This window comes from Actinomyces sp. HMT897 (assembly GCF_016626125.1).
Lineage (GTDB): Bacteria > Actinomycetota > Actinomycetes > Actinomycetales > Actinomycetaceae > Actinomyces.
Window position 1 is genome coordinate 185,732 of sequence record NZ_CP067336.1, and the last position, 12,309, is coordinate 198,040.

Consider the following 12,309-nt stretch of genomic DNA (forward strand, 5'->3'; position numbering starts at 1 on the left):
GCTAACCTACCTGCGCAGCGGGCGATTGGCTCAGGGGTTAGAGCGCCTCGTTCACACCGAGGAGGTCACTGGTTCGATTCCAGTATCGCCCACTCCCGGCCCCCGCGGGGGGCGTACGGGGTCGGAGCCAGGTGGCTCCGACCCCGTCTTTTTCTCCGCTGCCCGCCCCTGGCCGGTAGACAGTCGCGGGCCCTCAGCCGAGCTGCTCAGCGACCCCGGCCAGCAGCAGGGCGTGGGTCGCGGCGTCGGCGGCGCACAGGAGACCGTCGTGGCCGAGGTGGAGCGGCCCACCGCGCAGATCGGTCAGGACGCAGCCAGCGGCTCGGCAGATCCCGATCCCGCTGGAGAAGTGGACGCTGGCCTCGCGCCACCCCGGCAGGACGAAGCCCGCACGCAGTCCGGTGGCCACCCAGGCCAGGGCGATCCCGGTGCCTACGAACCGGGGGCTCAGGGTCCGCAAGGCCGGGGACCGCCAGAATCGAGCTGAGGAGAAACCCTGCTCGTCGGGGTCGACCGTCTCCATGAGGATCTCGACGATCCGCGAGGATGCGCTCGGGGCGGTGGGCTCGTCGCGACCGGCGACACGGGTGAAGGCCCTCGTCCCGTCCGTCCAGGTCAGCCGGTGTGGCTCCGCGACGGCTGCAGCCAGCACGTCGTCGCCGCGCGTGAGGGTCACCGAGGCGCCGTAGGGCCCCTGCCCGGCGGCGTAGTTGAGAGTGCCGCACAGCGGGTCCACGAGCCACACGCGCTCCGCGTCCTGCGGCCCGCTGCGACCGGACTCTTCGGCGACCACCGCGTCGTGGGGGCGCTGCTCACGCAGGACAGCCAGGACGGCGGCCTCAGCCGCGACGTCCACGTCGGTGGCGAAGTCGGCCCCGGACTTCCAGCGCCGTCCCAGCTGCCTGCCGGCCCACGAGCGATGGACCCGCGCGGCGGCCTCGGCTGCGACAGTGGTGGTCTCGACGTCAGTCAGGCTCATGGGGCCATGATAGTGCGATGCGACACAGCCGTCTCAGGAAGGTGCGGCAGAGCACGGCCCCCGGCGCGGGGCCGCCCCGGCCCTCTTAGATGCGGGCGCCGTCGGGGACGGTGCCCGGCGCGCCGTCGGGGCCCAGGTGGGCGTCACCGGTGGCCACGACGCCGGCCCCGAAGGTCCAGTCCCCCTCCACCCTCAGGGTGCGGGCACCGCGCAGGGAGGGCGGGCCCGCGGGGAAGCGGGCCTCGAAGTCGGCGATCGTCCTGTAGTAGCGGGCGTCCAGGCTCACCGTGCAGGCCTGCTCCGCCACCTGGACCAGCAGCCCGTCGGCGTTGAGCTCGTAGGCGTCGGAGCGCACCAGGAGCAGGTCGTTGGTGGTCTTGACCGGCTGGAAGCGGCTGCGCGGCACCTCCACGGCGGTGGCCCCCTCGAAGGCCTCCACGGCCGCCCCCATGGCGGTCTCCAGCTGGATGACGGGGGTGGAGGAGGGGTCGGCGGGGTCCACCGTCTTGGTGTTCCTGATCAGGGGCAGGCCCAGGATGCCGTCGCGCTCCTCCAGGGTCTGGCGCAGGACGCGCAGGTCGAACCACAGGTTGTTGGTGTGGAAGAAGGGGTGGCGGAACTGGTCGGTGAAGTAGTGCATCTGGTCGGCCGGCGTCTGGGCGGTGTCGCGCAGGATAATGCGCCCGTCGCTCCTGCGCACCGCCAGGTGGCCGCCCTTGACGTCGGCGGGGGTGCGTCGGCACACCTCGGGGGCGTAGGGGGCGCCGGTGGCCGCGAACCAGCCGGCGATGCGGGCCGAGGGGGCGGCACCCAGGTTGTCGGCGTTGGCGGTCATGGCGTAGCGGTAGCCGCGCTCCAGCAGGGCGTCCAGGACGCCGGAGGACACCAGGGCGGTGTAGATGTCGCCGTGCCCGGGGGGGCACCACTCCAGCGCGGGGTCGGCGTCCCAGGTCACGGGCGTCAGGTCGTCGGCCCTCAGCTTGGGCTCCTGGTTCTGCACGAAGTCCAGGGGCAGGCCCTCCACCTCCAGGTCGGGGTAGGCGGCCAGGGCCGCCAGGGTGTCCTGGCGGGTGCGGAAGGAGTTCATGAGGACCAGGGGCAGGGTGACGTCGTACCTGGCGCGGGCGGCCATGACCTGGGCCACCAGCAGGTCCAGGAAGGTCCTGCCGTCGCGCACGGGCAGCAGGGTCTTGGCCCGCTCCAGGCCCATGGAGGTGCCCAGCCCGCCGTTGAGCCTGATCAGGACGGTACGGCCCAGGGCCTGGCGGGCGTCGTGCTCGCTGACCTCGACGTCGTCCACGGAGGCGACCTGCCTCAGCGGCTCAATGGTCTCCTCGGGGACGAGCCCGGTGGCCCCCCGCTCGAGCTCGCCGTAGTAGTGGCTGAAGACGTTCATGGCCTGGGGCGCGACGCCGGCGTCGCGCATCTTGGCCAGGGCTGCGGACAGGCCGTTCTTGCTCATGGGACGAGCCTATCCTACGATGAGCGATTCTGTCCCTATTTGGTCGAGTCTGTTCGGTTGAGGGGGCGGTGTTCCTACAGCCCCACCATTCAACCACATCTGACAACTATCTGCGGCTACCTCTCGCTAAGGACGGAAATCCGGGATATCCTTCAGGTACCCGAACCACGAGGAGGTGCCATGTCGGCCCCCTACCCTCCCGGTCTCACCCCCGAGCCGGCCCCACCGGCCCAGGCAGACGCCCTGGACCCCGTGGACGTCGATGTCCTCGCCCGCCTGGACCGCCTGGAACGCAAGCTGGACTGGGTGGCCACCCGGGTCGCCCGGATCGCCGCCAGCCCGGCCGCCCGCTACCAGCCCGCACCACCGCAGGCGGCCGCACCGGCCGGACCGGCGCAGGCACCCCGGCCGCGCCCCTCCCCCGCCGCAGGGTCCCCCGGCGGGGCGGGGCCGGACGGCGCGCCCGGAGCGGCCCACGACCCGCGCCCGCACGCCGCCCCGGCGACGCGCCCCTCTCTGGCCGTCCCCGGTGCGTCCGCGGCGACGAGGGCCGTCATCGCGGCTATGGACGCATGGTCCCCGGATGAGGCCCCGGCCGTCAGGGCGCAGCCGGTCAGCCGCCCGGGCGACCAGGCCGCCACGCCGCGGCCCGCCCCGTACGCACCGCCCTCCCGCCCCTCCCCCGCCCCCTACCAGCCGCCCCCGGAGCAGCGCTCCGAGATCGAGGACGTGGACGCCCTGCCGGACTGGATGGCACGGATGACCCAGGAGGGCAACCTCGGACGCTACCTGCTGTCCGCCGCCGCGGCCCTGCTCGTGGCCCTGGCCGGCATCAGCCTCATCGCCCTGACCTGGGACTCCATCCCCGACCTGGTCAAGGTCGGCTCCCTGGCGCTCCTGGCGGGCGGGCTGACGGCCGCCGGGACGTGGGTGGCCGGCCACCGCCCCGGCCTGAGGGTGGCGGGGGCCACCCTGACGGGGACCGGCGGGGTCCTGGGGTTCGTGTCCGCCATCGGGGCGGTGCTGCTGGAGACGCTCCCCGCCTACCCCGCCCTGGCCCTCATGGCCCTGTGGGCCCTGTTCCTCCTGGTCCTGTCGGCACGCACCCGCCAGGTCTTCACCACCGTGGTCTCCACCCTGGGCGCCCTGGTCACCGTGTGGTTCGCCACCGACTGGGCCGTGCGCACCCCCGACCAGACGTTCCTGGCCTGCGCCACGACCCTGCTCTACGTCGTGCTGTTCGCGACCGGCACCGCCGTCCTGTCCGAGCAGGGACGCTCCGGCCGGTGGAGCCCCGGGATGCCCGCCGCCTCCCTGGTGCTGACCGCCTTCACCCTGGTCCGCCTGCCGGTGCCCACCTTCCAGGCGGCCAGTCCCCTGGTGGACACCCTCATGATCCTGGCCACCGGCACCCTGGGGCTGTGCCAGGCCGCCCACTGGTCCTCCCTGCTGTGGCGCAACGGGCACCGCTCCCTGACCGGCGCCGACTGGTGCCTGGGCCACGCCCTGGTGCTGGGGGCGGTGGCGCGCGTCCTGCACGGGGCCGCCCAGCGCAGCCTGACGGGCGCCACCCCCGCGGCGGTGCACGGCCAGCAGACCCTGGTGATCCTGCTGGCCCTGGTGGTCACCGGGGGCTCGGCCCTGCTCCTGCTGACCCCCTTCGCCGAGCGGGCCTGGCGCCAGCGCGCCGCCCCCACCGTCCTGGGGGCCTCCGTCCTGCTGGGGCTGGTCGCCGTCAGCGTCGAGCCCCACACCTACCTGACGACCGTGCTGGTCCTGGTCGTGTGCGCCCTGTCGGCCCTGCGCGTGGGCGCGTTCGTGCCCCTCCTGACGCTCCTGGCCGCCGGGACCGCGCTCATCCTGCCCGGGGACACCCTCACCGACGTCCTGCTCCTGGCCGCCGGGGCGGCCGTCGCCCTCGGCGGCTCCCTGCTCCTGGAGTACCTGCTGCCCGAGCGCGAGACGGCGGACCAGGAGCCCGGTCGGGAGAACCTCCTCACCGCCGCGGCCTGGGTGGCGGCCCTGGTCCTGACCGTCCTGCCCGCCAACCTCCTGTGGCGCCGCCTGCCGTCCGGTGACGTCGCCCGCACCCTGCCGGTCCTGGTGGCGGCCCTGGTCGTCATGGCCCTGGTGGGCCTGGGGCTGTGCGCCAGGGAGCTGACCCCCCTGGTCCTGCTGGGCGGTGGCGCCCGGGGCCAGCGCGCCGGCTCCCCGGGGACGCCCGGGGTCACCACCCTGCCCACGCCCCAGATCTGGGTCACCACGGTGGCCTCGTGGGCCCTGGCCGTGTCCCTGCTGTCCGTGGGCCAGGCGGACTCCTCGTGGCCGTGGAAGGCGGCCTGCGCCGTGGTCGTCCTGGCCCTGTGCGCCACCGCGGTCTGGCTCATGGCCCCGTGGACCCGTGACGAGCCCGGCCTCCTGCTCCTCGTCACGGCGACGACCACCCTCCTGGTGTGGGGGACCGTCGTCGCGCTCACCGACGTCACGGTGCAGGGGATGACCATGTCCGGGGTCGTCCTGGCCACCGGCACCGTGTGCATTATCGGAGGCTTCCTCAGGCGGCTGACCACCCTGCGCCACTACGGGCTGCTCGTGGTCCTGGCGGCCGTGCTCAAGCTCGCGGTCGTGGACGTGGGCACGCAGAGCTCCCTGGTACGCATCGCGGCCCTGGCCGTCGGGGGGCTGGTCTGCTTCCTGCTGTCCCTGGCCTACAACCGGCTGGCCGCCCAGGAGCCCGCACCGCCGCAGGCCCCGGGCGCGCCGCTCCCGGCGCCGCCGCTCTCGGACGCACCGTTCCCGGCGCCGGACGCGCCGCCGGGGCCCGTACGGCCCCCCTCCGCCCCCTAGGCCCGCGCGCCGGGCCGGCTCAGTCGGCCCGGCTCAGTCGGCCCGGCGGGCCAGGAGACGGGCCAGGAAGCGCCCGGTGTAGGAGCCCTCCACCTGGGCCACCTGCTCGGGGGTCCCGGCGGCCACGACGCTGCCACCGCCCGACCCGCCCTCAGGTCCCAGGTCGACCACCCAGTCGGCGTTGGCGATGACGTCGAGGTTGTGCTCGATGACCACCACGGTATTGCCCTTGTCCACCAGGCCCTGGAGCACCGACAGCAGCCTGCGGATGTCCTCGAAGTGCAGGCCGGTGGTGGGCTCGTCCAGCACGTAGACGGTCCGGCCCGTGGAGCGGCGCTGGAGCTCGGCGGCCAGCTTGACCCTCTGGGCCTCACCCCCCGACAGGGTGGTCGCCGACTGGCCCAGACGCACGTAGCCCAGGCCCACGTCGGTCAGGGTGGTCAGGTGGCGGGCGATCACGGGGGTCGAGGCGAAGAAGTCGGCGGCCTGGCTGATCGTCATGTCCAGCACGTCGGCCACCGTCCTGTCCTTGTAGCGGATCTCCAGGGTCTCGCGGTTGTAGCGGGCCCCGTGGCAGACCTCGCAGGGCACGTAGACGTCGGGCAGGAAGTTCATCTCGATCCTCAGGGTGCCGTCGCCCTTACAGGCCTCGCAGCGCCCGCCCTTGACATTGAAGGAGAAGCGCCCCGGGCCGTAGCCGCGCACCCTCGACTCCGGCACGGAGGCGAAGATCTTGCGCACGTGGTCCCACACACCGGTGTAGGTGGCCGGGTTGGAGCGCGGGGTGCGCCCGATGGGCGACTGGTCGACGTGGACCACCTTGTCCAGGTTCTCCAGGCCGCGCACGGTCCGGTGGCGTCCGGGTACGCCCCGGGCGTGGTTGAGGCGGTTGGCCAGCACCTGGTAGAGGACTGAGTTGACCAGGGAGGACTTGCCCGACCCGGAGACCCCGGTGACGGCGGTCAGCAGGCCCAGGGGGAAGGAGACGGTGACGTCCCTCAGGTTGTTCTCCCGGGCCCCCACCACCGTGACCTCCCGGCCCCGCTCGCGCCTGCGCCGCCTGTCGGGGACCTCGATGCGACGGCGACCGGCCAGGTAGTCCCCGGTGACGGAGCCCGGCACGTCGGCCAGGGCGCCCACCGGCCCGGAGTGGACGACCTGCCCGCCCCTCTCCCCCGCGCCCGGGCCAATGTCCACCACCCAGTCCGCCGAGCGTATGGTGTCCTCGTCGTGCTCGACGACAATGAGGGTGTTGCCCAGGTCCCGCAGCCGCTGGAGGGTCTCAATGAGACGGGCGTTGTCCCTCTGGTGCAGGCCGATGCTGGGCTCGTCCAGCACGTAGAGCACACCCACCAGCCCCGACCCGATCTGGGTGGCCAGGCGGATGCGCTGGGCCTCCCCGCCCGACAGGGTGGCCGCGCCCCGGGACAGGCTGAGGTAGTCCAGGCCCACGTCCACCAGGAAGCCCAGGCGGGCGTTGACCTCGGCCAGCACGCTGCCGGCGATCCGCGCGGCCTGGCCGGTTAGGGACAGGCCCGCCAGGAAGTCCCGGGCCTCACCCACCGGTAGGTCGCACAGCTCGGCGATGGACCTGCCCCCCACGCGCACCGCCAGGACCTCGGGGCGCAGGCGGGCGCCGCGGCACGCGGGGCAGGGGACCTGGCGCATGTAGGCCTCGTAGCGCTCCCGGGACAGGTCGGACTCGGTCTCGTCGTGCTTGCGCATGACGTAGTCCAGCACGCCCTCGAAGCCGGTGGAGTAGACGCGCTCGCGGCCCCAGCGGTTGCGGTAGCGCACCTGGACCTGGTAGTCCCGGCCGCGCAGGATCGCCTGCCTGGCGCGCTCGGGCAGGGCCCGCCAGGGGGTGTCCACGCTGAACGCCAGCTCCTCGCCCAGGGCCGCCAGCTGGCGGGTGAAGTGCTTCTGGTGGACGGTCCAGGGGGCGACGGCGCCCTGGGCCAGGGTGAGCTCCTCGTCGGGGACCACGAGCTCGGGGTCGACCTCCAGGCGGGTCCCCAGGCCCGAGCACTCCGGGCAGGCCCCGTAGGGGGCGTTGAAGGAGAAGGTACGCGGCTCCATCTCGTCCAGGGCCAGGGGGTGCTCGTTGGGGCAGGCCCGCCGCTCGGAGAAGCGGCGCCAGCGGTCCGGGTCGTCGGCCCCCAGGTCCACCTGCTCAATGACCACCAGGCCGTCGGCCAGCCCCAGGGCGGTCTCCACTGAGTCGGTCAGGCGCTGGCGCACGCCCTCGCGCACGACCAGGCGGTCCACGACCACCTCGATGTCGTGCTTGAGCTTCTTGGACAGGGCCGGGACGTCGTCGAGCCGCCAGACCTGGCCGTCCACCCGGACGCGGTTGAAGCCCCGGCCCCGCAGCTCCCCGAACAGCTCGGTGTACTCGCCCTTGCGCCCGCGCACCACGGGGGCCAGGACCTGGAAGCGGGTACCCTCGGGCAGGGCACGGACCTGGTCCACGATCTGCTGGGGGGTCTGGGAGGAGATGACGGCGTCGCACACCGGGCAGTGCTGGATCCCGGCGCGGGCGTAGAGCAGGCGCAGGTAGTCGTAGACCTCGGTGACGGTGCCCACCGTGGAGCGCGGGTTGCGGGAGGTGGACTTCTGGTCGATGGACACCGCCGGGCTCAGGCCCTCGATGAAGTCGATGTCCGGCTTGTCCATCTGGCCCAGGAACTGGCGGGCGTAGGAGGACAGGGACTCCACGTAGCGGCGCTGGCCCTCGGCGAAGATCGTGTCGAAGGCCAGGGAGGACTTGCCCGAGCCGGACAGCCCGGTGAAGACGATCATCTTCTCGCGCGGCAGGTCCAGGTCCACGCCCTTGAGGTTGTGCTCTCGTGCGCCGCGGACAATGAGGGAGTCGTTCACGGCCGTGAGTCTAGGGCGGGGGCGCTGAGCGGCCCCACCGCTCGTACACGTGTTCGACGACGGCGGAGCGGTGCTTGGTCACACCGCCCCGGCGCTAGGATGGCCTGGTGAGCACCGTCTTCGCCGTGGAGTACCAGTACGTGACCGACCGGGACCAGGACCTGGACCGGATCCGCCCCTCCCACCGGGCCTTCAACGCGGCCCTGGCCCAGGCCGGCGACCTGCTGGCCGCCGGCCCCTACGTGGGCACGCACGAGGCGCTGATCCTGGTACGCGCCCGGGACGAGGCGGCGGCCCTGGCGCTGCTGGAGGAGGACCCCTTCAACCAGGCCGGCCTCATCGCCCGGCGCACACCCCGGGAGTGGAACCCCGTGATCGGCGTCCTGGCCTGAGGACCGGCGCCCCGACCTGGGGCCGTAGGGGCAGGGCCCGCCGGGGCGTGCGCGCCCTGGCCCCCTGCGCCGTCCCGGACCCACCCCCGCGCCGGCGTCCACCAGCGGTAGACCCCGGGCAGTGGTGCCCCGGGGCCGTGAGGGCAGGGCCCGCGGGGGCGTGCGCCCCCTGGGGGCGCTGGCGGGGGACCCGCGGGGCGTGGCGGCGGCCAGGGCCACCTCACGGGGGCGCCACCCTGGTCAAGAACGGGCTCTGAGGGTAGCCTCACCTCGTGCCCATGAACGCCGACTCCCCAGACGCCCGCGCCCGCCGCACCGCACGTCGGCTCCTGGCCGGCGCCGGCTGCGCCAGCCTCACCGCCTACCACAGCGCCCCCAACGAGACCACCTACGTGGCCCACGCCCTGACCGACGAGGGCTACGTACTCGTCGCCGTCCGCCCCGCCGCCGGCTCGGCCCTGTGCGAGGACCTGGCACCCGAGGACGAGCTCCAGCACGTACGGCTGGACGTCACCCTGGACGCCGCCGACGCCTCGGTGAGGGTGACCGCGGCCACCGCCCACCTCCTGGGGCACCTGCACTGGGTGCCCGCGTCCATGCGGGAGACGGTCCTGACCACCGCCCGCACCCCCACCTGCCACTGCGCCGTCACCGGCGAGGACCCGCTCCTGGGGGTCGCCGAGCTGGCGGCCGTGGAGGGGGGCCGCCTGGCCCTCATCGAGACCGACAGGGTGGTGGTGCACGACGTCTCAGGGGTCAGCGCCCACGCCATCGAGGACGTGGTCGCGCTGAGCTCGGAGCCCACCGTCTCCTGGGGCTCGGCCGAGCTGCTGGTGGCCACCGAGGCGGTGCGCAACCTGGGGGACCTGTCCCTGAACGCCCTGTGCGACGCCGTCGCCTCGGGGAACGTCCCCGGCGTGCTGTGCTCGGAGCGGCCCAGCGAGGGGATCTGCCCGGGACTGGTCGGACGGGTCCTGTGCGTGGACGCCGACGCCCGCTCGGTCACCCTCATGCAGCTGGGCAGAGCCCGTACGCGCACGGTGGTCCTGCTCTTCCCCGACGCGCCCCTGACGCCCGCGGCGCTGGGACCGGCCCTGGAGGGGCTCTCCCTGAGCGCCCTGAGCCTGTCCCTCCTGGGCTAGGGGCCTCCTGGGCTAGGGGGCGGGCGCGGGCGGCGCAGCGAGACCACCCTGATACGGGCACGGGCCGGGGGCGCCCGCACCGGTCAGGACGGACGCCCCCGGTGCCAGCCGTTCTCACGGCAAACAAGTACCGTTCTCGCGAGCAACAAGTACCGTTCTCGCGACGAATAAGTACCGTTCTCGCGGTGGGTGGGTGGGCGTGGTGTGGGTGGTCAGCGGGCCCGGTAGGTCAGGCAGGTGGCCGTCTCCCCGCCCAGGGAGATGCCCTCGGCGGTGCACATGAGGTTCTGGTTGTGGACGCACTCCAGGCGCTGGCAGGTGCCCACACGCCCCTGGGCGACCGGCAGCCCGCCACGGGCGTCCAGGACCACGAGGGTGCCGCAGGCCGGGGCGCCGGTGGTGCCGCCGACGGTGATGGCGGGGGCCGTGCAGCCGTCGTGGTTGAAGGCGCAGGCGGTGGCGGCGCAGGAACGGATAGCGGTGAACGCGGTCATAATGAGCCTCCCGGTGTGAGTGGTGTCGCGCGAGGCGCGGTGACATTTAGAAAGGTAACCGCCCTCCTACCGCCCCGCAAGGAACCCAATGGATCAGAGCCGTGACCGTTCCGCCCGTCGTTGCCATATCAACGAAAGGTGAGAGTCAGTAAGGCCTGCCTGAGAAGACCGGGAGGCTCTGGCGAGGGCATTAATTACGCAACCTGATCGTTTCGGGAACGGAAGCGGGCCGCCTACCGGCCACCGTCCCGACCGCCGCCCACCAGGGCTAGGCTTGAGGCCGACGCACGGAAGGGAGCACCATGACCGAGCAGCTTCGTAACCCCGAGGACGTCTTCGAGTGGGTAGCCGCCCTGGACCACCCTGAGATGCTGGCGGCCCCGGTCCACGCGGCCCTGGCCGACCTGGCGGCCCGCTCGCCCCAGGACGCGGACCTGGTCCACCGGGCCAGGGTGGTGGGCATCGACCCGGCCTACTCCGACACCGAGGCCCTCAACACCAGGTTCGCCCTGGACCCTGACGCCACCGGCAACTGCGTCCTGGTGGCCGGCAGGCGGGCCGGTCAGGAGAGGATGGCCGCCTGCGTGGTGCGCTCCAGCGACCTGGCCGACGTCAACCACGTGGTCAAGCGGCTCCTGGACGTGCGCAAGGCGAGCTTCGTGCCCATGGAGCGGGCCGTGGAGGAGTCCGGCATGGAGTACGGGGCGATTACCCCGGTGGGCCTGCCCGCCCCCTGGCGCGTCCTGGTGGACGCCGCCGTGGCAGGACGGGACAGCGTCCTGGTGGGCGCGGGCGTGCGCCAGACCAAGCTCATCCTCCCCGGGGCCCTGCTGGCCGCCCTGCCCGGCGCCCAGGTCGTCCAGGGCCTGGGCCTACGCCCCTGAGCCCACCGGGCACGGCCCAGCCGCCCGCCCCGGTCACCACGGGAACCACCTGGCAGGCCCCCTCACGCCCCCGCCCACCGGCGCACAGCCCGGGCCGTGCAGCGGCGCAGGTTCTGCGGCCCCTGGGCCAGGGCGTCGCGCAGCGGCACCGACGGGTCGCTAATGCGGATGACCGCCTCAGCCCCCAGGTCTGCGAGGCCGCGGCCATTGCCGCCACCGCCGTCACAGCCGTGCCCGCAGGACCCGGCGTCGACCCTCCCGGCCAGGATAATGACGGGCACCGCGCACTCGCGGGCCAGGCGCACCATCCCGCTGACGGCCTTGCCCTCCAGGGACTGCGCGTCCAGTGACCCCTCACCGGTCAGGACCAGGTCCGCGTCCTGGATGCGCCGACGCAGTCCCACCGCCTGGGCCAGGCAGTCGATCCCCGGGACCAGCCCGGCGCCCAGGACCGCCGCCAGGGCGAACGCGGTGCCCCCCGCCGCGCCGGTCCCCGGGCGCGTGACCCACTCCCCCGCCTTGAGCAGCGCCGCCAGTCGTGAGGCCTGGGCGTCAAGGTGCTCAATCTGCGCCGCGGTCAGCCCCTTCTGGGGGCCGAAGACCGCTGCCGCGCCACGGGGCCCGGTGAGCGGGTTCGTCACGTCGCAGGCCAGGGTCAGGTCGATACCCTCCACCCGCCTGCGTGCCGGGCCCGTCTCAATGGCGGCGATACTGCTGAACGCGGCCGGTACCGGGGCCACGGGCCGGCCGTGAGCGTCCAGGCACCGGGCGCCCAGGGCCGTGAGCAGGCCCAGCCCCAGGTCGTTGGAGGCCGAGCCTCCCAGCCCGATGAGCAGCGAGCGGGCCCCGGCGTCCGCGGCGGCCGCCAGCACGCGCCCCATCCCGGCCGTCGAGGAGCGCATGGCGTCGCGGTCGGCGGCGGCGACGTGCTCAATACCCACCGAGGAGGCCAGGTCCACCACGGCCCGGCCGCCGTCGAGCCCGAACCCCGCGGTCCGCGCCCTGCCCAGCGTGTCCACGGTCTCGACCCGGTGCCAGGAGGCGCCCCAGGCCTCGGTCACGGCCCGGGCGAAGCCCTCACCGCCATCGGAGACCGGGATGAGGTCCACCTCACAGGACGGGAGTGCCTCACGGACCCCTGCCGCCATCGCCCGGGCCGCCTGCGGGGCCGTCATGGACTCCTTGAAGGAGTCCGGCGCCACTACGATCCTCACCACGGCCCTCTACCC

9 protein-coding genes and 1 tRNA gene are annotated in these 12,309 nt (G+C 73.6%); 5 read left to right on the plus strand and 5 right to left on the minus strand.

Annotated features, from left to right (window positions below):
* Nucleotides 1-19: 19 nt before the first annotated feature.
* Nucleotides 20-92: transfer RNA gene (locus tag JJJ15_RS00795), tRNA-Val, on the plus strand.
* Nucleotides 93-193: 101 nt separating this feature from the next.
* Here the strand turns inward: JJJ15_RS00795 and JJJ15_RS00800 are convergent.
* Together JJJ15_RS00800 and JJJ15_RS00805 are read right to left on the minus strand one after the other, a co-directional pair.
* Nucleotides 194-979: an inositol monophosphatase family protein gene (locus JJJ15_RS00800; RefSeq protein ID WP_200511110.1), complete on the minus strand. Its 786-nt coding sequence runs from the start codon at nt 977-979 to the stop codon at nt 194-196.
* Between the two features lie 85 nt (nt 980-1,064).
* Nucleotides 1,065-2,441, minus strand: a complete 1,377-nt coding sequence (locus JJJ15_RS00805; RefSeq protein WP_200511111.1) for a UTP--glucose-1-phosphate uridylyltransferase — start codon at nt 2,439-2,441, stop codon at nt 1,065-1,067.
* Nucleotides 2,442-2,621: 180 nt separating this feature from the next.
* Here JJJ15_RS00805 and JJJ15_RS00810 point away from each other — a divergent pair, with 180 nt between their 5' ends.
* Nucleotides 2,622-5,288 (plus strand): DUF2339 domain-containing protein, encoded by a 2,667-nt coding sequence (locus JJJ15_RS00810; protein WP_200511112.1) that lies wholly within the window; start codon nt 2,622-2,624, stop codon nt 5,286-5,288.
* Nucleotides 5,289-5,321: 33 nt separating this feature from the next.
* Here JJJ15_RS00810 and uvrA read toward each other — a convergent pair whose 3' ends face one another.
* Nucleotides 5,322-8,168 carry an excinuclease ABC subunit UvrA gene (gene uvrA / locus JJJ15_RS00815; RefSeq protein WP_200511113.1) on the minus strand — a complete coding sequence of 949 codons (2,847 nt, stop codon included), beginning with the start codon at nt 8,166-8,168 and terminating at the stop codon, nt 5,322-5,324.
* A gap of 107 nt (nt 8,169-8,275) precedes the next feature.
* On the opposite strand from uvrA, the gene JJJ15_RS00820 reads away from it, so the two are divergent.
* Together JJJ15_RS00820 and JJJ15_RS00825 are read left to right on the plus strand one after the other, a co-directional pair.
* The gene (locus tag JJJ15_RS00820) at nt 8,276-8,560 is read left to right on the plus strand and encodes a YciI family protein (RefSeq protein ID WP_200511114.1); all 285 of its coding nucleotides are present in this window, start codon (nt 8,276-8,278) and stop codon (nt 8,558-8,560) included.
* A gap of 278 nt (nt 8,561-8,838) precedes the next feature.
* Entirely contained in the window at nt 8,839-9,702 is an 864-nt protein-coding gene (locus tag JJJ15_RS00825; RefSeq protein ID WP_200511861.1) for a hypothetical protein, read from the plus strand.
* A 212-nt stretch (nt 9,703-9,914) separates the two neighbouring features.
* Here the strand turns inward: JJJ15_RS00825 and JJJ15_RS00830 are convergent, their stop codons facing one another.
* Nucleotides 9,915-10,196 carry a DUF1540 domain-containing protein gene (locus tag JJJ15_RS00830; protein WP_200511115.1) on the minus strand — a complete coding sequence of 94 codons (282 nt, stop codon included), beginning with the start codon at nt 10,194-10,196 and terminating at the stop codon, nt 9,915-9,917.
* Between the two features lie 302 nt (nt 10,197-10,498).
* On the opposite strand from JJJ15_RS00830, the gene JJJ15_RS00835 reads away from it, so the two are divergent.
* Nucleotides 10,499-11,080 carry a YbaK/EbsC family protein gene (locus JJJ15_RS00835; RefSeq protein WP_200511116.1) on the plus strand — a complete coding sequence of 194 codons (582 nt, stop codon included), beginning with the start codon at nt 10,499-10,501 and terminating at the stop codon, nt 11,078-11,080.
* Between the two features lie 62 nt (nt 11,081-11,142).
* On the opposite strand, the gene JJJ15_RS00840 is transcribed toward JJJ15_RS00835, so the two are convergent.
* On the minus strand, nt 11,143-12,294 hold the full coding sequence (locus JJJ15_RS00840) for a glycerate kinase (protein ID WP_200511117.1): 1,152 nt from the start codon (nt 12,292-12,294) through the stop codon (nt 11,143-11,145).
* Nucleotides 12,295-12,309 lie beyond the last annotated feature (15 nt).